22 protein-coding genes are annotated in these 25777 nt (G+C 73.3%); 9 read left to right on the forward strand and 13 right to left on the reverse strand.

From position 1 onward, the window contains the following. Window positions 1-1206 (reverse strand): FAD-dependent oxidoreductase, encoded by a 1206-nt coding sequence (locus tag ACIOD2_RS02760; RefSeq protein ID WP_400533459.1) that lies wholly within the window; start codon window positions 1204-1206, stop codon window positions 1-3. After that, complete coding sequence (locus ACIOD2_RS02765) at window positions 1203-1631, reverse strand: nitroreductase/quinone reductase family protein (RefSeq protein WP_400533461.1); 429 nt, start codon at window positions 1629-1631, stop codon at window positions 1203-1205. The genes ACIOD2_RS02760 and ACIOD2_RS02765 overlap by 4 nt, the downstream gene beginning before the upstream one ends. 92 nt (window positions 1632-1723) lie before the next feature. Here ACIOD2_RS02765 and ACIOD2_RS02770 point away from each other — a divergent pair, with 92 nt between their 5' ends. From ACIOD2_RS02770 to ACIOD2_RS02780, 3 genes are all read left to right on the forward strand, one after another. Further along, the gene (locus ACIOD2_RS02770; protein ID WP_400533463.1) at window positions 1724-2191 is read left to right on the forward strand and encodes a MarR family winged helix-turn-helix transcriptional regulator; all 468 of its coding nucleotides are present in this window, start codon (window positions 1724-1726) and stop codon (window positions 2189-2191) included. Window positions 2192-2200: 9 nt separating this feature from the next. Further along, window positions 2201-3697: a cryptochrome/photolyase family protein gene (locus tag ACIOD2_RS02775; protein WP_400533465.1), complete on the forward strand. Its 1497-nt coding sequence runs from the start codon at window positions 2201-2203 to the stop codon at window positions 3695-3697. Between the two features lie 82 nt (window positions 3698-3779). Next, the gene (locus ACIOD2_RS02780) at window positions 3780-4898 is read left to right on the forward strand and encodes a DICT sensory domain-containing protein (RefSeq protein ID WP_400533467.1); all 1119 of its coding nucleotides are present in this window, start codon (window positions 3780-3782) and stop codon (window positions 4896-4898) included. A 90-nt stretch (window positions 4899-4988) separates the two neighbouring features. On the opposite strand, the gene ACIOD2_RS02785 is transcribed toward ACIOD2_RS02780, so the two are convergent. The 4 genes from ACIOD2_RS02785 to ACIOD2_RS02800 are packed head-to-tail and all read right to left on the reverse strand — an operon-like array spanning window position 4989 to window position 13505. Next, window positions 4989-6440: an MFS transporter gene (locus ACIOD2_RS02785; RefSeq protein ID WP_400533469.1), complete on the reverse strand. Its 1452-nt coding sequence runs from the start codon at window positions 6438-6440 to the stop codon at window positions 4989-4991. Next, entirely contained in the window at window positions 6431-11173 is a 4743-nt protein-coding gene (locus ACIOD2_RS02790; protein ID WP_400533471.1) for a beta-ketoacyl synthase N-terminal-like domain-containing protein, read from the reverse strand. The genes ACIOD2_RS02785 and ACIOD2_RS02790 overlap by 10 nt, the downstream gene beginning before the upstream one ends. Next, window positions 11170-12864, reverse strand: a complete 1695-nt coding sequence (locus tag ACIOD2_RS02795) for a fatty acyl-AMP ligase (protein ID WP_400533472.1) — start codon at window positions 12862-12864, stop codon at window positions 11170-11172. Before ACIOD2_RS02795 ends, ACIOD2_RS02790 begins: the two co-directional genes overlap by 4 nt. A gap of 14 nt (window positions 12865-12878) precedes the next feature. Beyond that, a complete protein-coding gene (locus ACIOD2_RS02800; RefSeq protein WP_400533474.1) occupies window positions 12879-13505 on the reverse strand; it encodes a hypothetical protein in 627 nt (208 codons plus the stop codon). A 511-nt stretch (window positions 13506-14016) separates the two neighbouring features. Between ACIOD2_RS02800 and ACIOD2_RS02805 the strand changes: the two genes are divergently transcribed. The 5 genes from ACIOD2_RS02805 (at window position 14017) to ACIOD2_RS02825 (ending at window position 18360) form a co-directional block, all read left to right on the forward strand. Beyond that, window positions 14017-15024 carry an alpha/beta hydrolase gene (locus ACIOD2_RS02805; RefSeq protein ID WP_400535385.1) on the forward strand — a complete coding sequence of 336 codons (1008 nt, stop codon included), beginning with the start codon at window positions 14017-14019 and terminating at the stop codon, window positions 15022-15024. Further along, entirely contained in the window at window positions 15021-15854 is an 834-nt protein-coding gene (locus tag ACIOD2_RS02810) for an SDR family NAD(P)-dependent oxidoreductase (RefSeq protein WP_400533476.1), read from the forward strand. The genes ACIOD2_RS02805 and ACIOD2_RS02810 overlap by 4 nt, the downstream gene beginning before the upstream one ends. After that, entirely contained in the window at window positions 15851-17077 is a 1227-nt protein-coding gene (locus ACIOD2_RS02815; RefSeq protein ID WP_400533478.1) for a glycosyltransferase, read from the forward strand. Before ACIOD2_RS02810 ends, ACIOD2_RS02815 begins: the two co-directional genes overlap by 4 nt. Window positions 17078-17359: 282 nt before the next feature. Continuing rightward, window positions 17360-17773: a RidA family protein gene (locus ACIOD2_RS02820; RefSeq protein ID WP_400533480.1), complete on the forward strand. Its 414-nt coding sequence runs from the start codon at window positions 17360-17362 to the stop codon at window positions 17771-17773. Beyond that, window positions 17770-18360 (forward strand): HAD family hydrolase, encoded by a 591-nt coding sequence (locus tag ACIOD2_RS02825; protein WP_400533482.1) that lies wholly within the window; start codon window positions 17770-17772, stop codon window positions 18358-18360. The genes ACIOD2_RS02820 and ACIOD2_RS02825 overlap by 4 nt, the downstream gene beginning before the upstream one ends. Here the strand turns inward: ACIOD2_RS02825 and ACIOD2_RS02830 are convergent. The 3 genes from ACIOD2_RS02830 to ACIOD2_RS02840 form a co-directional block, all read right to left on the reverse strand. Beyond that, entirely contained in the window at window positions 18357-19349 is a 993-nt protein-coding gene (locus ACIOD2_RS02830) for a YdcF family protein (RefSeq protein WP_400533484.1), read from the reverse strand. The genes ACIOD2_RS02825 and ACIOD2_RS02830 overlap by 4 nt on opposite strands. Before the next feature lie 104 nt (window positions 19350-19453). After that, window positions 19454-20977 carry a catalase gene (locus ACIOD2_RS02835; RefSeq protein ID WP_400533485.1) on the reverse strand — a complete coding sequence of 508 codons (1524 nt, stop codon included), beginning with the start codon at window positions 20975-20977 and terminating at the stop codon, window positions 19454-19456. Next, on the reverse strand, window positions 20974-21411 hold the full coding sequence (locus ACIOD2_RS02840) for a Fur family transcriptional regulator (RefSeq protein WP_400533487.1): 438 nt from the start codon (window positions 21409-21411) through the stop codon (window positions 20974-20976). Before ACIOD2_RS02840 ends, ACIOD2_RS02835 begins: the two co-directional genes overlap by 4 nt. Before the next feature lie 107 nt (window positions 21412-21518). Between ACIOD2_RS02840 and ACIOD2_RS02845 the strand changes: the two genes are divergently transcribed. Then, the gene (locus ACIOD2_RS02845; protein ID WP_400533489.1) at window positions 21519-21872 is read left to right on the forward strand and encodes a DNA polymerase ligase N-terminal domain-containing protein; all 354 of its coding nucleotides are present in this window, start codon (window positions 21519-21521) and stop codon (window positions 21870-21872) included. Here ACIOD2_RS02845 and ACIOD2_RS02850 read toward each other — a convergent pair. The 4 genes from ACIOD2_RS02850 to ACIOD2_RS02865 all read right to left on the reverse strand — a co-directional run bounded on the left by ACIOD2_RS02850 (window position 21869) and on the right by ACIOD2_RS02865 (window position 25756). Then, window positions 21869-22477, reverse strand: coding sequence for a TetR/AcrR family transcriptional regulator (locus tag ACIOD2_RS02850; protein ID WP_400533491.1), 609 nt, complete (start codon window positions 22475-22477; stop codon window positions 21869-21871). The genes ACIOD2_RS02845 and ACIOD2_RS02850 overlap by 4 nt on opposite strands. 32 nt (window positions 22478-22509) lie before the next feature. Then, the gene (locus tag ACIOD2_RS02855) at window positions 22510-23919 is read right to left on the reverse strand and encodes an MFS transporter (protein ID WP_400533493.1); all 1410 of its coding nucleotides are present in this window, start codon (window positions 23917-23919) and stop codon (window positions 22510-22512) included. A 68-nt stretch (window positions 23920-23987) separates the two neighbouring features. Beyond that, window positions 23988-24692, reverse strand: coding sequence for a DUF998 domain-containing protein (locus ACIOD2_RS02860; protein ID WP_400533495.1), 705 nt, complete (start codon window positions 24690-24692; stop codon window positions 23988-23990). 197 nt (window positions 24693-24889) lie between these two features. Further along, the gene (locus ACIOD2_RS02865; protein ID WP_400533497.1) at window positions 24890-25756 is read right to left on the reverse strand and encodes an NAD(+)/NADH kinase; all 867 of its coding nucleotides are present in this window, start codon (window positions 25754-25756) and stop codon (window positions 24890-24892) included. Between the last annotated feature and the right edge of the window lie 21 nt (window positions 25757-25777).

Below are 25777 nucleotides of genomic sequence, written 5' to 3' on the forward strand. Positions count from 1 at the left end.
CTACGACGGAAGGCGCTGAGCGAGAACCGATTCGTCGAGCGTCGGCGGGAAGGGTCCGTAGGCGTTGTTCCGCGCACCGCGGGTGCGCAGTGCCGGGATCGCGAAGAGCGTCCGGAGGAACCCCGGCGGTGCCGAGCTCCGGCCACGAGCCCGGGCTGCGGCGGACCGTTTTTCGACGCGGACCTGGTCGGCCTGCACGCGCTCGATCGCGCGGATCCGGTCGGCCTGGATCGCGGCCAGGTCCGGCGATTCGCCGCGGCGCAGGGCCGGGACCAGGTGGTTTGCCGCCGCGACGGCGTCCTGGACCGCCATCAGGATCCCGTTGCCGCCGACCGGGGAGATCACGTGCGCGGCGTCGCCGAGCAGCAGCAGGCCCGGCCGGTGCCACCGCTCGACGCGGGAGATGTCCACCGAAAGCAACGTCGTCTGGCTGAAGTCGGTCAGCAGGTGCGCCCGGTCCGCGAGCCACGGCACGCGCTCGCGCAGGAACGCGCGGATCGGCTCGACGCCTTGGTCCCGAAGGGTGGCGTAGGAGCCCTTCTCGATGCTGTAACCGACCTGCCAGTCGTGGACACCGCCGAGGACACCGACGTAGGCGTCGCGCCCGAAGTACAGGTCGAGGTCGGCGTCGCCCGGGTCGGCGGGGGAGCGTGGCAGCCGGAACCAGAGCAGGTCCGTGGTCGCGCCCAGCGGCTTCGCCGGCAGTCCGGCCAGGCGGCGGACGGTCGAGAACCGGCCGTCCGCGCCGACGACGAGGGACGCCGTCAGCTCGCCACCCCGGTACCGGACGCCGGTGACGGTCCCGCCGCCGTCCTCCAGCAGCCCGGTGACCTTGGCGCTCGTGCGCAGGGTGAACGTCGGCAGCGCGCACGCGCGTTCGGCGAGGAAGTCGAGGAACCGGACCTGCGGCATCAGGGCGATGTAGCCGAACGGCGTCGGGAGGCGGTCGTAGTCGGCGCAGCTGTACGTCCCGGACGGGGTGTGGAAGCGGAACGAGCGCGCCTTGAAGTGGTCGAGTTCGAGAAGGTCTTCGGCCAGGCCCAGGCGGTCGAGCAGTTCGAGGGTGTAGGGGTGCAGCGAGTCGCCGCGGAAGTCGCGGTCGAAGTCGGCGTGGGACTCCAGCACGGTGACTTCGACGCCGGCCCGGGCGAGCAGGTAGCCGAGCAGCAGCCCGCCGGGACCACCGCCGGCGATGGCGACACTCATCGCTTTTCCCGGTCCGACAACCGGAACACCGCCATGCCGGACAGGTGCTCGCGGATCTGCGCGGGCGTCGCGTCCTGCGCGACGGGGAACGCCTTGATCGCCCACGGCACGGACATCGCCGCCAGGTACGTCGCGACGACCTCGGCCGCTTCCTCGCCGCCGACCTCGTCGGCACGGGTGTCGTGGCGGCCGGCGGCCGAGAGCAGGGCGCACTCCGGCGTGCTCACGAGGTTGGCGACCCAGTCGCGGTCGCGGACGGGGGAGACGAGGTAGTGCCGGTTCGAGCGGGCGACCACGGCGAGGGGGACCTGGCGCGGCGAGCCGGTGCTGCGGCCGCGTGTCTCGACCACGCGCAGCGCGTACCCGCCTTCGGGTGGCGTCTCGGCGGGGGCGCCGCTCAGCTTCGCCGCCATTTCGGCGTTCATCGCACGGATGTCCACGGAGGTGCCTCTCGTCGGGGTCGCTAGACAATCTAGCAAAATTAGCTAGATTGTCTAGCGACCTCTAGGATGGCCGGGTGGAAGACAGCTCCGTCGCGCTGCGGGTGAACCTCGCCCTGCGGGAACTCCTGGCGCTCGCGCACGACGTGCAGCAGGCGCTGGCCCGGCGGCTCGCGCTGGGCCCGACCGACGTGCAGGCCCTGCAGCACCTGGCGGGCGGCGGGCCGATGGGCACCGTCGACCTCGCGCACGCGCTCAAGATCCGCTCGGCGTCGGCCACCGTGCTCGTCGACCGCCTCGAATCAGCCGGGCACGTCCGCCGCGGCCCGCACCCGAGCGACCGGCGCCGGATCACCCTCACCGTCACCGAGCCGGCCCGCGCGGAGATCCGGGCCGCGCTGGCCCCGCTCGTCGACGCGATCACCCGGCTCACCGAAGGCCTCGAGCCGGACCACGCCGAGAGCGTCGCGCGTTTTCTGGGCGCCACCACGGAAATCCTGCGGACGTACGCCGCCGGACCTGCGGAGCCGTCGGGTCCGCGTTAGGTTCGCCGCATGTCAGGACCAACGGCCCTGTGGCTGTTCGCCGACCAGCTCGGACCGCACTTCCACAGCACACCGGGGCATCGCGACCGGGACGTGCTGCTGATCCGCTCGGCCGCGGCGTTCGCCGCGAAGCCGTTCCACCGGCAGAAGCTGCACCTGGTGCAGGCCGGCCTGTATCGGCTGGCCGAGGACCTCGGCGACCGCGTCACCCTGCTCGACGCCCCGGACTACCGGACCGGGTTGCGCCGCTTCGGCCGTCCGGTGGTGGTGCACGAGCCGAACTCCCACGCCGCGGACGCGCTCGTCCGGCGGCTGCGCGACGAAGGGGTCGTCGAAGAGATCCTGCCGACCCCCGGGTTCGTCCGGTCCAAAGAGGACTTCACGGCGTGGGCCTCCGGGCGGACGCGGTTCGTCATGGAGGACTTCTACCGCGACCAGCGCGGCCGGTTCGAGGTGCTGCTGGAACCGGACGGCTCGCCCGCGGGCGGCCACTGGAACTACGACCGCGACAACCGGGAGCCGCCGCCGAAGACCACCCGCCTCGACGTCCCCGCGCCGTGGCACCCGCGGGAGAATGCGATCGACGAACGCGTCCGCGCGGAGCTGGACCGGGCCGAGCGCGAGGGTGCGATCCACCCCGTCGGCGCCGACGGGCCCCGGCGGTTCGCCGTGGGCCGCGACGAGGCCCAGCGGGCGCTGCACCGGTTCCTCGACCACCGCCTGCCCGCGTTCGGGCCGCACCAGGACGCGATGCTGACCCACGACTGGGCCATGGCGCACGCCCTGTTGTCGGTGCCGCTGAACCTCGGGCTGCTGGACCCCCTGGACGTCGTGCGCCAGGCCGAACAGCGCTGGCGGGACGGGACGGCCGCGCTCGAGAGCGTCGAAGGTTTCGTCCGGCAGGTGCTCGGCTGGCGGGAATGGGTGTGGCACCTCTACTGGCACCTGGGCCCGGACTACCTGCGCCGCAACGCGTTGCAGGCGCGGCGGAAGCTGCCGGCGTGGTGGCGTGAGCTGGACGCGGACGCCGTCGAAGCCGCCTGCCTGCGGACCGCGCTGGCCGGGGTCCGGGACCGCGGCTACGCCCACCACATCGAACGGCTGATGGTGCTGGGCAACCACGCTCTCCAGCGCGGCTACGACCCGGCCGAGCTGACCGCCTGGTTCGCCACGGCGTTCGTCGACGGCTTCCCGTGGGTGATGCCCGCCAACGTGATCGGCATGAGCCAGTTCGCCGACGGCGGCATCGTCGGGACCAAGCCGTACGCGGCCGGCGGCGCGTACGTGAACCGGATGAGCGACCACTGCGGCGGCTGCTTCTACGACCCGAAACAACGGACCGGCCCCCGCGCGTGCCCGTTCACCGCGGGCTACTGGGCGTTCCTCGACCGCAACGCCGAGCGGCTGCGCGGGAACCACCGGATGCGGCAACCGCTTCAGGGCCTGCGGCGGTTGCCGGATCTCGACGAGGTCGTCGCCCGGGAGGCTGAGCGGGACCACTTCTGAGTTCACTCCATTGTGTGTCTAGTCGGTCACGGCGAGTTCTTCTAAGGTGGTTGTCTCCCTTCCCCCGGCGAGAGCGAACCCGATGCCCGACGTGTCCTCGGCCCGCGCCGGCGTGCTGTCCAAACGCGCCCTGGTGACCGCGTCCCACGCGGTGGAGCGCGCCGCGCTCGCCGAAGGCACCGGCGCGGACACGGTGGTGTTCGCGCTTTTCCAGCGGCTGCCCTACTTCGAGCGCGAACGCGAGGTGTACGCGCGGATCGCGCGGACGGCCGCGGTGACCGTCGTCGGCATGGTCGACTCGGGGCGCCCGGACCTGCCGCACGGCGTCACCCCGGTGCTGCTGCGCCCCGACGAGGGCATGGCGCGCGAGTGGTCGGTCGCGGTGCTGTCGCCGACGTTCGGCGCGTCCGTGGTGGCCCAAGACCTCGACGACGTCGACCCGCAGGCGAGCTCGGTCGAGTCGGCGCGGCTGTTCCGCGGCCGCTGGGGGCTGCGCCGCGACGAGGCGTACGCCGAGGTCGTCCGGCTGCGTGACGCGCTGGGCGACCGGCTGCCGCCCGCGGTGCGGCGCAAGGTCGGCGAGGTCCTGGCGTCGGTGGAGGCGCCGGCCGCGGTCGACGTCGAAAGTCGTGCGGAGGCCGCGCTTCGGCATGTGGCGGCCCGGCTGGAGGCCGTTTCGCCGCCTGCCGCGGGACCGGTCGATCCCGAAACCGGATTGGCGACGCTGGCGGGCATCACGCCGTGGCTCGGCGACGCGACGGACACGGTGCCGCTCGGGCTGATCCTGGTGACGGTCGACGACCTCACCGCGGTGGAACGCCGTCACGGCAACCGGATCCGCATGCACACCGAGCAGAACATCGCCGACCTCCTGCGCGACGGCTTGCGCCCACTGGACCGCGCGGTACGCCTCGGCCCGGGCGAGTTCCTGGTGGCGCAGCCGGTGGTCGGCCCGGATGAGCTGACCGACCGCAGCCTCCGCCTGGAACGCCGCTTGGCCGCGCTGCACGCGACGTACCCGTTCGTCGACCTCCACCCCCGCACCACGACGATGCTGACCCGCCGACGCCCGCTCCCGCTGCACACGCTGCGAAGCCGGCTGCGCCAGGTCCCGGCGGCCACCCTCTGGCCCCCGAGCCAGGGCTCCCTGCCGATCGAGCCCCGAAGCCCAGCCGCCCGCGGCGGCGGCTGGTTCCGCTGAGGGCTCCCAAGACCACCGACGGCTGATCCCCAGCAGATCTCAGGTCCGTGAAGGCCATATTGAGGGACTCAGAGTCCCTCAATGTGGCCTTCACGGACTTCGGCCCCGGCAGCGGCGGAAAGCGGCGATGAGCGTGGCCAGGGTGAACACTCCGCACGCCACCCCCGCCGACACCTGCAGCCCGGCCGTGCAGGCTTCGCGGGCTGACGCGAGCAGCGCCGAAGCCGTCGGCTCCGGTAGTCCCGCCGCCGCGACCTCCGCCTGGGCCGGGCCCGCCGAAGCCAGCTGACGTGCTGCCGACGGCAGACCGGGCGGCACGGACAGGTGTGCCGCGTACACCGCCGCCGCCAGGGAACCGAACAGCGTGGTGCCGATGCCCGCGCCCAGTTCGTAGCCCGTCTTCTCCACCGCCGCCGCCCCGCCGGCCTCCGCGGCCGGGGTAGCCGACAGCAGCGTGTCCGTGCTCGACGTCAACGCCAGGGCCATCCCGAAACCCAAGCCCGCCAAGGCGAACCCCAGCAGCGCGTCCGCCCGGCACGCCGGGGCCAGCAGGGCTACGGCCGTCACCGCGAAGCCCGACGCACGGACGCGGGTGTTGCCGAACCGCTCCAGCAGCGCCGGGGCCACCACGCTGCCCGCCGCCGACGCCCCGAGCACCAGCAGCAGCCGCATCGCCGCGGCGGTCGGGGACAGGCCGAGCACCAGCTGCAGGTACTGCGCGAACAGCAGCCCGAGCCCGACGAGCGTGCTCATCACCAGCAGCACCCCGCCGACCGCGCCCGGCACCGCCGGCCGCCGGAACAGCGCGAGGTCCAGCAGCGGCGCGTCCGAACGGCGTTGGCGCCAGCCGAACAGTCCGATGAGGACACACCCGGCCAGTACCGTCGGCACGCGGCCGAACGCGATCCCGAACACCCCGCCTGCCGCGAGCAACGCGCTGACGCCGTCCCAGGGCCGTTGCCCCGCCGGGGTCCGTGGCAGCCACCGCAGGGCGAGCACGACGGCGGCCAGGATCACCGGCGGGTTCACCAGGAACGTCGCGCGCCAGCCCCACGCCTCGACCAGCACCGCCCCGAGGATCGGCCCGAACACCGAGCCGGTGCCGGCGATCCCGCTGCACACCGCGATCGCCGCGCGACGGCGCCGCTGCTCCGGGAACAGCTCCCGCAGCAGCGACATCGTCGCCGGCATGATCATCGCCCCGCCGCAGCCGAGCACGGCGCGGGCCGCGAGCAGCGCCGGGACGCCGGGGGCGAACGCGCAGGCCAGCGATGCGATCCCGAACACCGCGTACCCGGTCACGAGCACCCGGCGCCGTCCGTAGCGGTCGCCGAGCGTGCCGAACGGCAGCAGCAGCGGCGCGGCCGTGAGCGGGTAGATCGCCACGATCCACACCTGCGCCGACGCGCTCGGCCGCAGCTGCCGGACCAGGTCGGGCAGCGCGACGTGCAGGACCGTGGCGTCCACCGCGACCAGGAACAACCCGGCGCCGAGCACCGCGAGCAGCGGCCACGCGCGGACCCCGTCCCGGGTCAGGGGCACAGCAGGCCGGCCAGGTGCCGCGCGACGACGTCGACGTGCGGCGGGTCGACGACCGACAGGTGGTGCGCCGGCACCGGCACGATCTCCAGATCGGTGGCCAGCTCCGCCCAGCCCGCGGCGAGGTCGGTGCGGGAGTAGCGCGGCTCCATGGCTAGGCCGGCGGCGTACGGCTCGGTCGCCCGGTAGAGCACGACCCGGCCGTCGTAACGCGGCGGCACCGCACGTTCGGCGGCAAGAGTGTCCAAAAAGGACTGACGCTGGTGGCGGAGCACGCCGGGGCTGAGCAGCCCGGCTTCGGCGACCCGGCGCATGGTCAGCTCGATCTGCTCCTCCTCGGGCAGCGGCGCGAGCTCGTCGTGGCCGAGGCGCACGGCCCGGCCGTAGGTGCCCTCGACGTACCCGGTGAACCGCACGAACCGCCGCGCCGACGAGGCCCGCGGGTCGAGGTCCGGCTCCGGCAGCGGCAGCATCGTGTCGATGAGCGCGACGAGCTCCACCTCCCGGCCTTCCTCGGCGAGCTTCGCGGCGACGCCGTAGGCCAGTGCCCCGCCGAACGACCACCCCGCCAGCCGGTACGGCGGCCGGGTCGCGCGCACCAGCGGCAGCAGCCGTTCGACACGCTCCTCCACACTGGCGCCGGGCACGCGTTCGAACCCGAGGCACGGCACGGTCTCGGGCAGCCGGTCGAGCAGCGGCCGGTAGACGGTGCACGTGCTGCCGCCGGGGTGGAACAGCAGCAACGGCGTGGCGTCGCCTGTTTTGAGGACATGGACCGGTCCGCGTTCCTCCCGGGTGTCGAGCACGGCCCGCGCGACGTCGGCGATGGCGGCCAGGGAGTCGTGCCGCAGCAGGTCGGCCGCGCCGACGGGGGTGTCCAGCTCGGCGGTGAGCCCGTCGGCGAGGAGCGCGGCCAGGGCCTCGGGCCGGTCGGTGCCGGACAGCCGCACGTGCGTGCCACCCGGCTCGGCGCCGGTGTGCTCGGCCCACAGCCGCAGGACCAGCCGATCGGCGGCGTCCCACGCCCGCCCACGCGCCGGCCGCGGCGACTCGCCGGCCCGGAGCGCAAGATCCCGGTTGAGGTCGGCGAGGGTCGCCCCGCGCAACACGGCCGCGGCATCGGGCTCGGCGCCGAGCTCCCGCCGCACGGTCTCCCGGATCCGGTTGGCCATCAGCGAGTCCAGCCCGAGTTCGACAAGCGGGACGTCGGCATCAAGCCGCTCCGGCCGCAACCCCATGACGGCGGCGACGATCTCGGTGAGCCGCCCGGTTTCCGCACGGGGTGCTGGGCCTGGTGACGCCACGGTGGTCACGCCCGCGGACCCCGCGCGAGGCGTGGGGTCGAGCGGGCCTGGTGCCGCTACGGTTGAAGTCTCCGCGTGCGGCGCTGGACCGAGCGGGCCCGGGGGTTGCGCGACTGCGGATCGCGTGCGCCGCTCCGGATCGAACAAAATCGGCGGCGGCGTGGCTGCTGATCCGGTTCGGAGGGTGGGGTCGAGCGGGTCCGGTGGTGCCGTGGCTGATGTGTCCGCGCGGGGTGCGGGACCGAGCGGGCCCGGGGGTTGCGCGACTGCGGCTCCCGTGCGCCGCACCGGACCGAGGGAGCCCGGCGGCGTGGCTGCGGTTCCCGCGCGAGGAGCGGTGTCGAGCGGATCCGGTGATGCCGCGGCCGAGGTGTCCGCGCGGGGTGCGGGACCGAGAGGGCCCGGCGGCGGCGTGGCTGCGGATCCCGCGCGAGAGGCGGGGTCGAGCGGTACCGGCAGCGACCCCGTGCCGGCCGCAGTCCCCAGCAAGGCCTGCGCTGGCCCTGCGGATCCCGCAGCGGATGTGGGAACCAGTGGCGGCACGGCGGTCCCGGCTCCGGACCCCGATCCGGAGCCGTGGTTCAGCTCGGCAGGCCCCCCGGCCGTCGAGGTGAACCAGTGCCGCTCGTGCCGCCACCGCATTGGGGGGACGTCCGCCAGCCGCGCGCCGTCGTGCGGGTCGGCCGGCGTGATCCGCGTGCCCGCGCAGTACAGGGCCGCGGCTGCCGCACCGAACGCGCGCACCTCGTCCTGACCGCGGCGCAGCGTCCCTGTGACCACCGCGTCGGTGATGCCCGCCGCGGCCAGTGTGCGAGCCAAAGAACCCCGCAGGACCGGGTGCGGGGCGATCTCGACGAAAGTGCGGTGCCCGTCCGAAGCCGCGGCCGCCACCGCCTCGCGGAACCGGACCGGGCGGCGCAGGTGCGCGGCCCAGTACCCGGCGTCGAAGTCCGGCAGCTCGCGCGGGTCGGCCAGCACCGTGTCGTACCAGGGCACGGCGGGACGACGGCCGCCCAGCTCGGCCAGCGCCTTCCGCAGCGACTCCACCACCCGGTCGACGCCCGCCGAATGTCCCGCGACCTCCACCGGCAGCCGTCGCGCGGTGCGGCCGGCGGCCTCCAGCTCCGCGACCAGCCGGTCCAGGACCGCAGGGGATCCGGAAACGGTCAGCTGCCGCGGCGCGGAGTCGACGGCCAGCTCCACCCCCGGGTACGCCGCCAGCTCCTCCGGCGACAGCTCGACCGCGGCCATCCCGCCGGCGGGAACCGTGCCCAGCAACCGGGCCCGCGTCGCCACCAGGTGGACGGCCTCGTCGACGTCCAGCGCCCCGCTCACCACCGCGGCCGCCGCGGACCCGAGCGAGTGCCCGATGACCGCCGCGGGCCGCACACCGAGCGCCTCCCACTGCGCGGCCAGCGCGACCTGGGTGCCGAAGATCGCCGCCTGGGTTTCCGGGAGCGCCAGTGGAAGAGACGTCGTGAGCAGCGCGCGCAGCGACTGCCCGGTGTGCTCGGTGAACCGGTCGCCGAGCTTGTCGACCTGGGCGGTGAACGCCGGTTCGACGTCCAGCAGCCCGCGGCCCATCCCGGGCCACTGCGAACCGTGGCCGGAGAACACGAACACCGGGCCTCCGTCGTCCCGCGCGGTGCCGATCGCCGCGCCCGCGGGCAGCGGGTCGGCTTCGACGGCGCGCAGCAGCGACGCCAGCTCCGCGGTGTCCCCGGCGACGAACGCGGCGCGGTGCCGGGCGCCGTTGTCGCGCCGGAACAGCGTGTGCGTGACGTCGGCGAGCGAACTCGGCGACGTCTCCAGCCAGGTCGCCAGCTGCGCGGCCCGCTCGGTGAGCCGATCGCGGGTCCGGGCCGACACGAGCGCGATCCGGACGCCGCCACTGGACGAAGGCGAAACAGGCGCGGCCTCCTCCAGCACGACGTGCGCGTTCGTCCCGCCGAACCCGAACGCGGACACCCCGGCGGTCGCGCGCCCGGCGTGCCGCGGCCACGGTGTCGCCTCGGTGACGACCCGCAGGCGCAGCTCGTCGAACGGGATGTGCGGGTTGGGTGCGTCGAAGTGCAGCTGCGGCGGCAGTTCGTCGTGGGTCATCGCCAGCACGACCTTGATCAGCCCGGCGATCCCGGCCGCGGCCTCCGCGTGCGCGATGTTCGTCTTCACCGACCCGATCAGCAAGGGGCGCGAAGAAGGGCGCCCCGAACCCAGCACCGCGCCCAAAGACCGGGCCTCGATCGGGTCGCCGAGCAGGGTGCCGGTGCCGTGGGCCTCGACGTAGTCCACAGTGGACGGATCGAGCCCGGCGCCGCGGTAGGCGTCGCGCAGCATCGCCTGCTGGGCCACGGGGTTGGGCGCGGCCAGGCCGTTGGACCGGCCGTCCGAGTTCACCGCCGAGGAGCGGATCACCGCGAGCACACGATCGCCGTCGACCTCGGCGTCGGCCAGCCGCTTGAGCACGACGACGCCGCAGCCTTCGGCGCGCGCGATCCCGTCGGCGGCGGCCGCGAACGTCTTGCAGCGGCCGTCCCCGGCGAGCAACCCGGCCGCGGCGAACGCGGCGGTCGGCCCGGGCAGCAGCATCAGGTTGACGCCGGCGGCCAGCGCCAGATCGGCCTCGCCGTCGCGCAGCGCGCGCACGGCGTGGTGCACCGCGACCAGCGAAGACGAGCACGCGGTGTCCACGGCCATGCTCGGCCCGCGCAGGTCGTACACGTAGGACAGCCGGTTGGCGGCGATGCTGCCCGCCGCGCCGGTGGCCGTCCACAGGTCGACGCCGTCCCCGCCCATGGTGAGGTGCCCGTAGTCGTGGGTGGCGATACCGGTGAACACCCCGGTGCGGCTGCCGCGCAGCGACGCCGGCGCGATACCGGCGTGTTCCAGCGCCGCCCAGGTCACCTCCAGGAGCATCCGCTGCTGCGGGTCCATCGTCGCGGCTTCGCGCGGGGTGATGCCGAAGTGCTCGGCGTCGAACCCGGCGACGTCGTCGAGGAACCCGCCGACGACTGGGGCGGCGTCGGCGCTCCAGCGGCCGGGCGGGGCGGTCCGGACGGCGTCCCGCCCGCTCCACAACAGGTCCCAGTACTCGTCGAGGCCGTCGGCGCCGGGCCAGCGGCAGCCGAGGCCGACGACGGCGATCGGGTCGGTCCGGCGCCGGTCCGTGGCGGGCGCGACGTCGGGCTCGTCACCACCGGTGAGGCTGCGCGCGAGGTGGTCGATGGTCGGGCTTTCCCACAGCAGCGTGGACGGCAGCCGGGTGCCGAGCAGGTCTTCGAGGTCCGCGGCGATGCCGACGGCCTGGCGGGAGGACAGGCCGTAGTCGCCGAGCGGGCGGTCGGGGTCGAGCCGGGCGGCGTCGACGCCGGTGTGCTCGGCGACGGTGTCGAGCAGCCAGCGGCGCAGCGCGTCGGGCGACGGGTTTCTCATCGCGCCAGCGCCTTTCCGTACTCGTGGGCGAGGTAGCGGTCGCGGCAGGCGCTCCGGGCGATCTTGCCGCTGGACGTCCGGGGCACGTGGCCCTGCGGCACGAGGACGACGTCCCGCAGCGCCAGGCCGTGCGCGTCGGCCACCAGCCGCCGGATCGTCGCGGCCAGGTCCCGTTCGGACTGCTCGGTCATCTCGCGGTGACCGCGGTGCTCGGCGACGACGACCGCGCCCTCGGTGTCGGTGCCCTCGACCGCGAACAGCGCGACGCTGCCGGGGCGGATCCCCTGGTCGACCCCGGCAACGGTCGCCTCGACGTCCTGCGGGTAGTGGTTGCGGCCGTCGACGATGACGAGGTCCTTGATCCGGCCCGCGATGTAGAGCTCGCCGCCGTGCCGGACGCCGAGGTCGCCGGTGCGCAGCCACGGCCCGTCGGGCAGTCCACTGTGGTCACCGGTCAGCCGGGCGCCGAAGGTTTCCGTGCTGTCCAGGGGTTTCTGCCAGTACCCGTCGCCGACGTTCGGCCCGTGGACCCAGATCTCGCCGACCGACCCGTCCGGGAGGGCGACGGCGGTCTCCGGGTCGACGAGGGCCACGTGCTGGCCGGCCGGCGCCCCGCAGGCGACCAGCCGGACGCCGTCGCCGGCCTCCCGGGCGACCCCGTCGCCGAGGGCGTCGCGGTCGAACGTCGTGACGCGCGGGGCGGTGTCCGGGACGGTGGTCACGAACACGGTCGCCTCGGCCAGGCCGTAGGACGGGCGCGTCTTCTCCGGCCGGTAGCCGGCCGCAGCAAACGCCGCGTGAAAGCGGTCGAGGACGTCCGGGTTGATCGGCTCGGCCCCGTTGATGATCCCGGCGACGCGGCCGAGCCGCAGGCGGGCGCGGTCGGCGTCGCGCACGCGGCTCGCGCAGTAGTGGAAGGCGAAGTTCGGCGCCGCGCTCCACGCGCCGGGCCGGTCGCCGAGCAGTTCCAGCCAGCGGACCGGGCGCTCGATGAAGGCCAGCGGGTCCATCAGCACCGAGCGCAGGCCCAGGACCAGCGGCGTGATCAGGCCGAGGACCAGGCCCATGTCGTGGAACAGCGGCAGCCACGAGACCGTCGTGGCCTCCCGAGGGTCCAGCCCGAGACCCTGCACGGCGTGCCGCACGTTGGCGATCACGTTCGCGTGGGTCAGCACGACACCGGCCGGGGAGCGGGTCGAGCCGGAGGTGTACTGCAGGTACGCGACGTCGCCGGGCCCCGGTTCCGGCGCGGGCCAGGTCAAGGCCGCGTCGGCGCGGTCGACCGCCACGATCTCCACGCTGCCGCCGAGGAACTCCTCGACGGCGGGCCGCGCGGCGGACGTCGTGACGACGGCCGCGGGCGCGCAGTCGGCGAGCACCGCGGTGAGCCGCCCGGCGTGCCCGGGCAGGCCGGGGTCGAACAGCGGCACCGCGATCGCGCCCGCGGTCAGCGCGGCGAGGAAGCCGACGACGTAGTCGATGCCCTGCGGGCAGAGCACGGCCACCCGGTCGCCGGGGGAGACCGGCAGCGCGCCCGCGGCGGCGTCGACGCGCTCGGCCAGCTGCCGCCAGGTCAGGGTCTGCCGCCGCCCGTCGCGTTCGGCGCTGTAGTCGGCGAAGGTCAGCGCGGGCTCGTCGGGCTTGACCGTCGCCCAGCGTCGCAGGAACGCGGGCAAGGTGGTCGGGGACATGGGGTTCTCCTTCGCTATCGGCCCAGCCGAGGAGTCGCGTGCTGCCACGCGGCGACGGCCAGGGTGTCGAGGTCGAGGTCGGTGGCTCCGGCGTCGCGGAGCACGACCAGTACGTCGTCGGCGGCGATGGCGACGGTGCGCAGGCGCAGTCCCGGCAGCTCGGCCGGCTGGCCGGGCAGGGTCAGGACCTGTTCGTACGCAAGGGTTTCCGTGCCCGGGACGGTCGGCCCGGGCGCCACGGTGATGCTCGAGACGGCGGTGCCCTGCGGGTCGTCGACGGTGACCCGGCCGCACTGGCGGGCCCGCTGCGCCCAGGCCGTGAGGTCGACCGGGTGGACGGTGCGCGCGACCAGCTCGGAGACCTGGCCGCCGGCCGCCGCCGACTGGAAGCCCTGCCCGGCGGCGGCGTCGCCGGGACCCAGCAGCCGTCCGTGGGTGACGTCGGCGCACCCGGTCCCGTCATCGGATCGGTCCGCGGCAGACAGTGCGGTGGCGACGTCGAAGGTGTCGCGCGGCGCGTCCGGCACGGTTCCGGGCGGCAGCAGGACGGCGGGGGAAACGGCGAGCGGGACAGAAACCGGAGGGGGCGTTTCCGGTTTTCCCGTCGTGCCGGAAATGGTGACCGCGGCGGCAGTGGTCACCAGAAGAGCGGCGGCGCGCATCGGAGGAAAACGGGACGGTCGGCGAATTCGGGCAGTCATGAACAAGCCCTTTCCGGTGGGGTTCGAACGTTCGCGGTCCCCGCGGTGGGACGGCTTCGCCGGGGCGGGTGGTGGACGCCGGCCCGGGCGGCACACGGCGAAGGCTACGACAGGTAATCGGTTACCGGAAGAGTGTCAAGAAAACGTAAACGACCTTGGTCTACACCGGGTGAGCTGCGGAATCGTCCGGATCAGGCCGGTGAACTGCGGTGTTACTCGCGAGTACGCCAACCATGATCACGGTGGGTGATCAACGGCTCACCCGCGCGGGGGATGATGGCGATTTTTTGTTCGCCCGCCATTCACATTGTCCGGTCCGATCGGCGGCGAGACAATTGCCGATCGGACCCGTGTTCCTCTAGCTTGTGCGCACGTCCGGAACGGTTTCCGGGTGATCGCCGTCACTTTTCCGGATTCGATCGATCGACCGGTGAAAGGAATACGTATGCGCATGAAACGCTTCGCGCTGCTGACCGCGCTGAGCTGCCTCCTGCCGGGCGTGGTCGCGGCGCCGGCCCGGGCGGACGTGCCGGACGCGCGCGCCGACGACGGGTCGCACGTCGTCGCCGAGACCACCGTCGGCGGCGATCCGCGGACAGTGGACCTGACCGTGCGCTCCACCGGCGTCGGCGGCTACGCCATGGTCCGGCTGATCCTGCCGAAGGACTGGGCCGCGCACCCGGATCGGACGTGGCCGGCCGTCTACCTGCTGGCGGGGGAGACGCGGCTGCAGGACTACCGGGGCTGGAGCGCCAACACCGACGTCCGGCAGCTCGCCGACGACGCCGGGGTGCTGGTCGTCATGCCCGGCGCCGGCCCGGCCGGCTTCTTCAGCGACTGGTGGAACTACGGCAAGGACCTCGCGCTCAACCAGTGGGAGACCTTCACCGCGGTCGAGCTGCCGCAGCTGATCGACCGCGGTTACCGCGGGGACGGCCGTCGCGCGGCGGCGGGGCTCTCCCTCGGCGGGTACGGCGCGATCGAACTCGCCGCGCGCCGGCCCGGCCTGTTCCGCTACGCCGCGTCCTACAGCGGGAACCTGAACCCCACCGGCCCCACCGGCGAGCTGCTCACCGACGCCATCGTGACGTCGGCGAAGCTCGACCCCGAGGCGCTGTGGGGCGACCGGCGCCGGGAGTCCGCGCGGTGGGAGGCGCACGACCCGCTGGTGAACGCCGTCCGCCTGCGCGGCACCGAGCTGTACCTCTCGGCGGGCAACGGGCTGCCGGGCCCGCTGGACGGCAAGCTCCCGATCGACGTCCTGCCCGGCGCGATGCTCCTGGAATTCCTGTGCGGTGGCCAGACCACTGCGATGGCCGACCGGCTGCGCACGCTCGGCGTCCCGGCGACGATCGACCTCTACGGCCCGGGCACGCACCAGTGGGCGTACTGGCAGGAACAGCTGCACAAGACGTGGCCCCGCATGCTGCAGGTGCTCGCGGCGGGGGCGGCGTCGTGACCCGGCCGTCCTATGTGGTCACCGGTGCGTCCTCCGGCATCGGCGCGGCCTGCGTGGCCGAGCTCGTGCGGCGGGGTGCTCACGTGTGGGCGAGCGTGCGCACCGACGTCGACGAAGAGGAACTCGTGTGCGCCTACGGCGACGCCGTGACGGTGCTGCGGATGGACCTGCGCGACGCGGAGTCGATCGCCGCGTGCGGCGCGCGGGTCGTCGCCGGCGGGCCGTTGCGGGGGCTGGTGAACAACGCCGGGCTCGCCCGCCCGGGCCCGCTCGAATACGTTCCCCTGGACGTCTTCCGCGAACAGCTCGACGTCAACGTCACCGGCCAGCTCGCCGTCACCCGGGTGATGCTGCCAGCGCTGCGCGTCGCGGAGACGCCTCGGGTGGTGACGGTCGGTTCGATCGGTGGGCGCGTCGCCGGGCCGATGGTCGGGCCGTACCACACGTCGAAGTTCGCCCTGGTCGGCTTGACCGACAGTCTTCGCGCCGAACTCGCGCCCGAAGGCATCGACGTCGTGCTCGTCGAACCCGGGGCGGTCGCCACGGCGATCTGGCCGCGGGCCCGCGAGGCGGCCGAAGAGGTGCGCGCGGCGTTGCCCGAAGCGGGCCTCGTCCGCTACGCGGCCCAGCTGGCGTCGGCGGAACGCAGTGCCGCGCGGTCGGCCCGCACCGGGGTGCCGCCGCGGCGGGCCGCGCAGGTCGTCGTCCGCGCGCTCACCGCCCGGCGACCGGCCCCGCGCTACCTGGTCGGCGCCGACGCCCGGGTGGCGGCGGTCCTGGCGAGCCTGCCGTTCCGGCTGCGCTACCGCCTGACCGCGGCGAAACGATGAGCCGCCTGGTGGTCGTGATCGCGCCCGGCTCGCGTGGTGACGTCCAGCCGTGCGTCGCCCTCGGCCAGGGCCTGGTCTCCGGCGGCGACCGCGTGCGGGTCCTCGCCGCGCCCGCCTTCCGCGCGCTGATCGAGGAGCACGGCCTCGAGTTCGCGCCCCTGTCGGCGGATCCCGGGGAGATCCTCGGCTCGGCCGCCGGGCAGGCGTGGACCGCCGGCGGGCCGCTCACGTTCGTCGTCCGGCTGCGCGAAGTGCTGCGGCCGGTGCTGGACCGGCTGCTGGCCGACGTCCACAGTGGAGCGTCCGGGGCGGACGTCGTGCTCGCTCCGACGCTCGGGTTCCTCGGTGCGCACCTGGCCGCGCACCTCGGCGTCCCGGACGCCGAGCTGCACTACCAGCCGAGCGTGCCGACCCGGGCGTTCCCGCACCCGCTGCTGCCGTGGGCCGGTCGGCTGGGGCCGTGGGGCCGGAGGGTGAGTTTCGGCGCGGTCGACACGCTCGCCTGGCAGCTGCTGAGGTCCACTGTGGACACCTGGCGCGTCGAGCGGCTCGGCCTGCCTCCCGCCGGGGTCCGCGGGCCGCGGCGGGAATCCCCGGTGCTGTGCGGTTTTTCCGACGCCGTCGTGCCCCGGCCGCCGGACTGGCCGCCGCGGGTGCACGTCACCGGCTACTGGTTCCTCGACGCCCCCGCCGGCTGGCGCCCGGACCCGCGACTGCGGGACTTCCTCGCCGCCGGCCCGCCCCCGGTGTACGTCGGCTTCGGCAGCATGCGCCCGGCCGAGGCCGAGCGGACGTTCACCGCGGTCCGCACGGCCCTGCGTCGAGCGGGCCTGCGCGGCCTGCTCGGCACAGACGCCCCTGTCGACCCGGCCGACGACCTGCTCCCGGTCCGCGACGTCCCGCACGCGTGGCTGTTCCCCCGCACCGCGGCTGCGGTCCACCACGGCGGCGCGGGCACGACGGCGGCGGCGCTGCGGGCGGGTGTCCCGGCCCTGGTCTGCCCGGTGTTCTCCGACCAGCCCTACTGGGGCGACCGGGTGTCCCGCCTGAGCGCGGGCCCCCGCCCGCTGCCGCTGCGCGAGCTCACCGCGGACGCCCTGACGGTCCGGCTCCGGGAACTGACGGGCAACCCGCTGTACCGGCGCGGCGCGCAGTACGTCGGCGCCCGGATGCGAGCCGAGGACGGCGTGGCCCGGGCGTGCTCGGTACTGCGGGAGGTTTAGCTGGTCCGGGCACCCTCGATCGCGGCAGGCTCCGCGGCGAGGGGCTTCCGGCCGGGCTGATCGAGATCCACATGCGGGCCTTCGTGGCGGCGAAGACGCTGATCACGCCCGCCACCCGGGCTCGGCAAGACCGATCAGGCCGGGCGAGATGGTGAGGAACGGCGCGTATGGCCGCGCCGGAGCGAGCCGGTGCGCATTGAGCGGGTCCTCTCGTCCAGCAGGATGGGTGTTGGCAGGTCGGTTATGCGTTCCCCGGATGCGTAATTCTGGGATCATGGCGGTATGAAGCCACGCCGCTGGAATCCCGAGGACGTCGCGCCGCCGCTGGGGCGCTACAGCCACCTGGCCGAAGTGCCGCCCGGGCAGCGGCTGGTGTTCGTCTCGGGGCAGCTCGGCCTCCTTCCGGACGGAAGCCTCGCCGGGGCCGACGCCGAAACCCAGGCGCGGCAGATCTTCGCCAACCTCGAGACCCTGCTCGCCGCGCAGGGCGCCCGGCCGGAACACCTGGTCAAGCTGCTGACGCTCGTCGCAGGCACCGAGCACCTGCCCGGCTACCGCGCGGCGCAGGCGGAGGCCTTCGCGAAGTGGTTCCCCGACGGCGACTTCCCGGCGCAGTCGCTCGCCGTGGTGGCCGCGCTCGCCGGACCGGACTACACGGCCGAGGTGGAAGCCGTCGCGGCGGTGCCGGCGCCGTGACGCCCTGGGACCTGCTCACCGGACGCGATCACGTGCTGGTGGCGTTCGACGGCCCGATCGCCGAGCTGCCGTCGCCGGGGCCGATGGCCGACCGGCTGCGGGTGCTGGTGGCCGAAGGAAAACTGCCGTGGAGCGTGAAACGCACCGACGACCCGTTCGCCGTGCTCGCGTACGCGGTGCAGATCGGCCCCGGTACCGGACGGGCGGTCCACGCGCAGCTGAGCCTGCTCGAGACCGAACTGGTGGCCACGGCGCGGCTGACCTCCGGGGTGGAGGCGGCGCTGGACCTGATGGCCGGCGCGGGCACCCGTGTCACCGTCGTCAGCAGCCTGGCCGCCGCGGCGGTCCGCTCGTTCCTGGTGGTGCACACGCTGACCGACCGGGTTCCGCGCATCGCGGCCCGCACCGACCCGGACCCTGCGCGCCTCCCGCCGGCGCCGGGTTTGATCACCGCCGCGGTGGAGGAGCGGGCCACGTGCCTGTTCATCGGCAGCACGCGCCGCGACCTCGCCGCCGCCCGGGCCGCGGGCGTCGAGACGCTCAGGTTCCGTCCCGGTGCGAATTCGTGGCTGGAAGGGCTCGGCTAGACGATCGCCAGCGTGACGCCCGCCCCGGTGATCAGCACGCACGCCGCGATCGTCGTGCGGCGGTAGTGCAGGATCAGCGCCGCGAACTCGCGCAACAGCGCGCTCGGCAGGAAGTAGCGCGCGGTGGGGGAGCCGGTCGCGTGGATCGGCAGCCCGAGGCGGCGGCACTCCACCGCCGTGCGGAAGACGTGGTAGTTGCTGGTCACGGCCAGCACGCGGCCCGTCCGGCCGGACTGGGGGAGCAGCGCGGCCGACAGCCGCAGGTTCTCCTCGGTCGTCGTCGCCTGGTTCTCCCGGCGGATCCGGTCCTCCGGGACGCCGCGTTCGCGCAGGTAACCGTGCATCGCCTCGGCCTCGGTGACACTCTCGCCCGGGCCCTTCCCGCCGGAGACGACCAGCAGCGGACGCGCGGGTTCCCTTTCGTACAGCTTGATCGCGCGGTCCAGCCGCCCGGCCAGCAGCGGCGGCACGCGGTCGCCGGCCAGCCCGCAGCCGAGGACGATGATCGCCTCGACGTCGCGGTGGCGCCCGACCCGGCTGTACAGCACGGAGTAGACCAGCAGCGACACGAAGAGGAACCCGAAGTAGCCGGTGAGCACGATGGCGATCGCGACGAGCGCCGTGCCCCACCGGCCGAGCGGGGCGAAGAAGAGCACTTCGAGCGTGATCAGGCCGACGCCGAGGGCCAGCGACAGCAGGTTTCCCTTGCTGCGGCCTTCTTTTCGCCACATCTGCACGCCGTTGAAGATCAGCGCCGCGGGCAGCACCAGCGCGACGACCACCGCGATCGCCGCCAGCAGCACGGCGACGATCGGGGTGAGCCACTCGAGGTGCAGGGCCTCCCGCAGCAGCCAAGCGCCGGTGAGCAGCAACGCGACCCCGAGCCAGACGGCGTTGCCGAGCCGTCGCGGTTCGCGGGCGAGGCGGATCAGGAAGACGAGCAGTGCGACACCGGCGGCCAAGGGCAGCGCGGCTCCGGCGAAGTTCACCCGGCCCCCTGACTCTGTTTCCCCGCGAGGAGGCCAACGTAGCCGAGGGACATCGGGGCCGCGAACCGGGGCGAGTCACCCGGGAGAGTGACTCGCCCCGTAGGTCAGGCCTTCTTCTGCATGCTCGACCGGGCCGGGTTCGCCTGGTCGGCCGCCTTCGGGTCCTTCTCGCCGGCCTTGGCGCGGACGCCGGACTCGATCCGGTCGCCGATGTCCTTGTCCACGTTGCGCCAGTACTCGAAGGCGCGCTGCAGCACCGGCTCGGTGACGCCGTTGAGCAGGTGGCCCACGACGTTGTCGACGAACCGCTCACGGCCGGCGTCGTCGAAGACCTCGCGGATCATGGTGCCCGCCTGGCCCCAGTCGTCGTCCTCCGCGCGCAGCGTGTACGCCGTGCGGACCATGTCGCCGTCGGTGTGCCAGCCCGCGGGCTGGCCGTACTTCGCGACGTCGGCGTGCGGGCCGCCCTTCGAGTTCGGCGCGTACACCGGGTCGGTGACCTTGGTGTAGCGCATCGCGCCGTCCTTGCTGTAGCTGTGGACGGGTGACACGGGTGCGTTGACCGGCAGCTGCTTGTAGTTCGCGCCGATCCGGTAGCGGTGCGCGTCCGGGTAGGAGAACAGCCGGCCCAGCAGCATCTTGTCCGGGCTCGCGCCGATCCCCGGCACCAGGTTGCTCGGCTCGAACGCGGCCTGCTCGATCTCGGTGTGGTGGTCGGTCGGGTTCCGGTCGAGCGTCATCCGGCCGACGTCGATCAGCGGGTAGTCGCCGTGCGGCCACACCTTGGTGAGGTCGAACGGGTTGTACCGGTAGGTCTTGGCGTCCTCGAACGGCATGACCTGGACCTTGAGCGTCCACGAGGGATGGTCGCCGGCCTCGATCGACTCGTACAGGTCACGCGTGTGGTAGTCGGTGTCGGCGGCGGCCATCTGGTCGCCCTCGTCCTGGGTGAAGGTCTCGACACCCTGGTCGGTCTTGAAGTGGTACTTCACCCAGAAGCGCTCGCCGCCGGCGTTGACCCACATGTAGGTGTGCGAGCTGTAGCCGTTCATGTGGCGCCAGGTCCGCGGGATGCCGCGGTCGCCCATCAGCCACGTCACCTGGTGCGCCGACTCCGGCGACAGCGTCCAGAAGTCCCACTGCATGTCGTGGTCGCGCAGGTTGTTGTCGGCGCGGCGCTTCTGCGAGCGGATGAAGTGCTGGAACTTCAGCGGGTCGCGCAGGAAGAACACCGGGGTGTTGTTCCCGACCATGTCGTAGTTGCCTTCGCTGGTGTAGAACTTGATCGCGAAGCCGCGCGGGTCGCGCCACGTGTCGGGGCTGCCCCGCTCACCGGCGACGGTCGAGAACCGGATCAGCAGGTCCGTCTTCGTGCCGGGCTGGAACACCGCGGCCTTCGTGTACGCGCTGACGTCGCCGGTCACCTCGAACCGCCCGAAGGCGCCACTGCCCTTGGCGTGCGGCTGCCGCTCGGGGACGCGCTCGCGGTTGAACTGCGCCATCTGCTCGATGAGGTAGTTGTCGTGCAGCAGGATCGGGCCGTCCGCCCCGACGGTGAGCGAGTGTTCGTCGCTCTCGACCGGGATGCCGGCATCGGTGGTGGTCGGTTCGGGTTGGGTCTGCGTCACTGCGGTCCTCTTCCTTCGTGGTGGTTCGCGGCGCATCCGGGGCACACGCCCCAGAACACGACTTCCGCCTCGTCGACGGTGAAGCCGTGGGCGGACTCCGGGGTGAGGCACGGCGCGGCGCCGACCGCGCAGTCGACGTCCTCGGTCCGGCCGCACCCCCGGCACACGACGTGGTGGTGGTTGTCCCCGGCTCGCCGTTCGAACCGGGCGGGGTGGCCCGGCAGTTCGATCCGCCGGATCAGGCCGGCCTCCGTGCACGCGCCCAGTACGTCGTAGAGCGCCTGGGTGGACACGGAGTCCAGCAGGGTGCGGACGCCCGCGCCGATGGCGTCCACAGTGGAATGAGGGTGCTCCGCCAGCCACGTCAGCACCGCCCGCCGGGGCGCGGTTACCCGCAGACCCGCCGCTCGTAACATGCCGGCCGCATCGCTCATGACTCCCCACCGTGCGCCTCTTTCTGGAGCCGGTCAAGTCCACGGAAGGACGGTTTCGAAGGGGTGAAAACGGGTATGCGCCAGGAACTTCTGGCATCGTGAAAGGGGTGAACGAGCTGCACCCGGCGTTCGTGCTGCACGAGCACTGGCGGCCCCGGCACCACTTCGACCTGCGCCTGGAGGAAGACGGGGTGCTGCGGTCGTGGGCGGTGCCGCGTGGTCTGCCGCCGTCCTCGGGTGCCAACCGGCTCGCGGTCGCCGTGCCCGACCACGCGATGGACCACCTCGGTTACGAGGACGAGCACAAGTCGATCGCCGACACCGGCTGGTGGGAGGAGCACGACCGCACGGACAAGCGAATGCTGTTCACGTTGCACGGCCGCGAAGGAGACGTTCGTTACGCGCTGATCAACACCGGCCGGGACTGGTTGCTGCACCGGACCAAAGAGCAGCCCGCCTAGCCGGGAAGACCCTTCTCGACGAGCGTGAAGCAGGCGTCGATCCAGGTCGCGGCGCCGTCGTCGGGGATGCGGCCGCGGACGTCGGAGCTGGTCAGCACGCGGAACGGCGTGATCAGCAGGGCGGCCGCAGCGCGCGTCGCCGGGTCGAACGGGGAATCGCCGGTCTCCGCCGCGAGAGTGGCGGCGAGGCGCTGCTCGTAGCGTTCCCACATCAGCTGCAGGCGGCTGTGCAGGGCGGGGTTCTCGCCGATCAGCCGGGCGAACGCGACGATGCCCTCGTCGTCGTCACCGGGCACCGTCCCGTCGATCAGGTCGTGGGCCAGCAGGCGGACCGCTTCGGCGGGCGAGGTGCCCGCCGGACGGTCCGCCAGCCGCTGCTCGATCTGGTCGAGCAGGGAGAACTCGTCGGCGAAGACGAGGTCCTCCTTGCTGTCGAAGTAGACGAACAGCGTCTTCACCGACACGTCGGACGCCCCGGCGATCTCGGCGACGGTCACCTGGTCGAAGCCGCGCTCCCGGAACATCCGCTGGGCGTTGGCGGCCAGCGTCTCCCGGGTCAGGCGCTTCTTGCGCTCCCGCAGTCCTTCGCGCGGTTCCTCGGTCATGCCCTCACCCTTCCACAGGCGGGTGGAGACGATCAGTATTCGGGTGCCTCGGCCTTGCCCTCGGCGATTTCGCGCACCTCTTCCGACAGCGGCTTCTCCCGCATGACCAGCGCGAGCACGAGCATCACCGCCGCGATCGGGACGGTGCTGAGGAAGACGACCGAGAAGCCGTGCGCCGTGGCCGCGCCGGCCGCGGTGAGGACCGCGCCGAACACCGCCGCGCCGAACCCGCCGCCGACGCTCTTGAAGAAGTTCAGCGCACCGGTGGCGACCCCGAGATCGCGGTGTTCGACGGCGTTCTGCCCGGCCAGCAGCGAAACCTGGACGAAGAACCCGATCCCGGCGCCGGCCAGCACCAGGGCCACGACCAGCCACAGCGAGGACGGCGCCGCGGCGAGCCACGCCATCGACGGGCCGACCAGCAGGGCCCCGAGGACGGGGTACAGCTTGTAGCGCCCGGTCTTCGCGATCACCGGCCCGGCCACCGCGGTCGCCGCGACGAGCCCGGCCAGCAGCGGGATCACGTACAGCCCCGCGGTGAACGCCGACGCGTGCCGCACGGTCTGCAGGAACAAGGGGACGTAGAGCATCGCGACGAACAGCACCAACGTCGAGAGGAAGAACTGGACGGCGGAGATCACGAAGACGCCGTTGCGGAACATCGGCAGCGGGGTGATCGGCTCCGCGGCCCGGCGCTCGGCGAGGACGTAGCCGACGAGCGACAGCACGGCGACGGCGATCAGCGCGAGGACCGGCGTGGTCGTCCAGCCCCGGTCCGGCCCGAGCGTGGCGACCAGCAGGACGGCCGTGGTCGCCACGGTGACGAGGACCCCGCCGAGGACGTCGACCCGGCCGCGGCCGGCCGGTTTCGGCAGGTTCAGCCGCGCGGCGATGGCGACGATCGCGACGACCCCGACCGGGATGTTGACGTAGAAGATCCAGCGCCACGACAGCGCGTCGGAGAACAGGCCGCCGAGGAACGGGCCGGCGATCAGGGCGAGCGTCGCGACGACGCCGAGCAGGGACTGGTAGCGGCCGCGTTCCCGGGCTGGCACGACGTCGCCGATGATGGCCATGACCAGCGAGTTCAGTCCGCCACCGCCGATGCCCTGCAGGGCGCGGAAGGCGATCAGCAGGCCGAGGGAGTTCGCGGCGCCGGCGAGCACCGACCCGGCCAGGAAGATCACCACCGACAGCAGGAAGACCGGCTTGCGGCCGTGCAGGTCGCCGAGCTTGCCGAACAGCAGCGTGGTAACGGCACTGGTCAGCAGGTAGGCGGTGGCGATCCACGACGAGCTGCCGACGTCGCCCAGGTCGCGGGCGATGCTCGGCAGAGCGGTCGCGACGATCGTCTGGTCGAGGTTGGAGATGAACAGCACGAGCATGAGCGGGACGAGCAGCACCCCGACGCGGGTGCCCTTCCCGGTCGCGAGGTCTGGCATGGCGGGCTCCTTCGGCATCGAACTTCAGCGATACTCAAAGGTAACTCACTTACACTTTGCGACGGTGGCTAGTGTGATGCAGGCAATAACGAAAGTGACTTACTTTTTGCGGGTGTGGTCGCGGCGCGGTGCGCCCAGACGCCGAGGACGGCCAGCAACGCGATCTCCAGGACCATCATCAGCCGCTCGACCAGGCCGGTGGCCACGGTCGGGAGGTGGCCGCCGAGCACGACGTTCACCGCGAACGGGACGATGAACGGCAGGTAGAACGGGATCGCGGCCAGCGCCAGCCGGCGCGACCAGGTGGCGAAGCGGCGCCAGCGCGGGTCGTCGCGGTGCCGCCGGCCGAGCGCCCAGCCGACGACCGGCAGGCTCAGGCACGTCACCGCCGAGGCGTAGAGGTGGATCTTGCCGGTGGTGGTGATCGCCCCGCCCTGCGGATCCTTCGCGAAGATCGCCACCGTCAGCAGGCTGACGCACCAGAGCGCCTTCGCCGCGACCAGCGCCGGGTTGGCCAGCAGGCCGCGGCGGTACAGGGCGACCAGCAGCAACGCCGAGCCGGTGCTGGTGAGGATCAGCGCGCCGTCCCACATCCAGCGGCCGGGGACCAGCGCGTAGTCGCTGAGCATCGCGGTGACCGGGTCGAGCGGCGCCAGGCTCCGGTCGAGGTGCAGCACGGCGAGCAGGACGACGGCCGCGGCGAACGCGGCCTGCGCGCCGGGCACGAGCAGCCGGGCGCGCAGGGAGGGACGGATCGGTGCGGGGGACAGCATGCCTAGGTTCACTCCGGAGGCGCTCGGCAGGTTCAGGCGAAGTCGGCGACGCTACCCGTGACCATTCCGTGACCATCGCAGACACACGCGCGCTGTGACGCACCCCACGCCCGGCTGACCGTTGCCCAAAGCCGTGAAGGCCACCTTGAGGGACTCTATGTCCCTGAAGGTGGCCTTCACGGCACTTCCGGCTGGGTCTAGTGGTCGCCGTCCTGGGGGATCTCCGCCGAGTCCGTCAGGCGCAGCTTGCGCCGGGCTCGCTGGTAGAACGTCGTCATGCCGAGGCGGACCACCCGGGCCGCGCTGGGGCGGCCGCGCAGGTCCAGGCGGTCGCCGGGGGAGACGTACCCCGCGACCTGGCCGTCGACCTCCACCGCGAGGCGCCCGCTCGTCGGCAGGACCTCCAGCGCCACCGTGTCGTGCACCGACAGCACCACACCCCGGCTGTAGGCCGAGTGCGGCGCCGCGGGTGTCACCAGCAGCGCCTCCACCGACGGGCTCGTGATCGGGCCGCCCGCCGAGAAGCTGTACGCCGTCGAGCCGGTCGGGGTCGCGACGATCACCGCGTCCGCCGAGTAGCTCACGAACGGCTGGCCGTTGACGCGCACCGCCACGACGGCGCTCCCGTCGCCGGGCACGCGCACCACCGCGATGTCGTTGAACGCCGTGACCCGCTTCCCGGCGAGCTCGGCGTCGACGGCCAGTCGCGGCTCGACCGTGAACTCGTTGCCGTCGATCGCCGAGAGCGCGCCCGGCAGGTCGGGCACGTCCACCTCGGCCAGGAACCCGAGCTTGCCCAGGTTCACACCCAGCACCGGCGCGCGCTGGCCGTCGGCCAGCCGCATGGCGCGCAGCATCGTGCCGTCCCCGCCCAGGCTGACCAGCAGGTCCGAGCGGCTGCCGAGCTCCTCGGACGTCACCCCGATCGCGGCGCACTTCAGCCGGACGATCTCGTCGGCGATGCCGAGGATCTCGATGCCGCGGTTCCCGGCCCAGCCGAGCACCGCCTCGACGGCGGCCGCTGAGTCGCGGCGGGGGTGCAGGACCAGGCCCGCGCTGTGCATCAGCGGGCTCGGGAGCGCGAA

This window comes from Amycolatopsis sp. NPDC088138 (assembly GCF_044741685.1).
GTDB lineage: Bacteria > Actinomycetota > Actinomycetes > Mycobacteriales > Pseudonocardiaceae > Amycolatopsis.

Bases quoted from the DNA above. Each gene is read 5' to 3' on its own strand.
- ACIOD2_RS02760 (WP_400533459.1), bottom strand. From the start codon at position 1,206: ATGAGTGTCGCCATCGCCGGCGGTGGTCCCGGCGGGCTGCTGCTCGGC.
- ACIOD2_RS02765 (WP_400533461.1), bottom strand. From the start codon at position 1,631: ATGAACGCCGAAATGGCGGCGAAGCTGAGCGGCGCCCCCGCCGAGACG.
- ACIOD2_RS02775 (WP_400533465.1), top strand. From the start codon at position 2,201: ATGTCAGGACCAACGGCCCTGTGGCTGTTCGCCGACCAGCTCGGACCG.
- ACIOD2_RS02780 (WP_400533467.1), top strand. From the start codon at position 3,780: ATGCCCGACGTGTCCTCGGCCCGCGCCGGCGTGCTGTCCAAACGCGCC.
- ACIOD2_RS02790 (WP_400533471.1), bottom strand. From the start codon at position 11,173: ATGAGAAACCCGTCGCCCGACGCGCTGCGCCGCTGGCTGCTCGACACC.
- ACIOD2_RS02795 (WP_400533472.1), bottom strand. From the start codon at position 12,864: ATGTCCCCGACCACCTTGCCCGCGTTCCTGCGACGCTGGGCGACGGTC.
- ACIOD2_RS02805 (WP_400535385.1), top strand. From the start codon at position 14,017: ATGAAACGCTTCGCGCTGCTGACCGCGCTGAGCTGCCTCCTGCCGGGC.
- ACIOD2_RS02815 (WP_400533478.1), top strand. From the start codon at position 15,851: ATGAGCCGCCTGGTGGTCGTGATCGCGCCCGGCTCGCGTGGTGACGTC.
- ACIOD2_RS02820 (WP_400533480.1), top strand. From the start codon at position 17,360: ATGAAGCCACGCCGCTGGAATCCCGAGGACGTCGCGCCGCCGCTGGGG.
- ACIOD2_RS02840 (WP_400533487.1), bottom strand. From the start codon at position 21,411: ATGAGCGATGCGGCCGGCATGTTACGAGCGGCGGGTCTGCGGGTAACC.
- ACIOD2_RS02850 (WP_400533491.1), bottom strand. From the start codon at position 22,477: ATGACCGAGGAACCGCGCGAAGGACTGCGGGAGCGCAAGAAGCGCCTG.
- ACIOD2_RS02855 (WP_400533493.1), bottom strand. From the start codon at position 23,919: ATGCCAGACCTCGCGACCGGGAAGGGCACCCGCGTCGGGGTGCTGCTC.
- ACIOD2_RS02860 (WP_400533495.1), bottom strand. From the start codon at position 24,692: ATGCTGTCCCCCGCACCGATCCGTCCCTCCCTGCGCGCCCGGCTGCTC.
- ACIOD2_RS02865 (WP_400533497.1), bottom strand. From the start codon at position 25,756: ATGCACAGCGCGGGCCTGGTCCTGCACCCCCGCCGCGACTCAGCGGCC.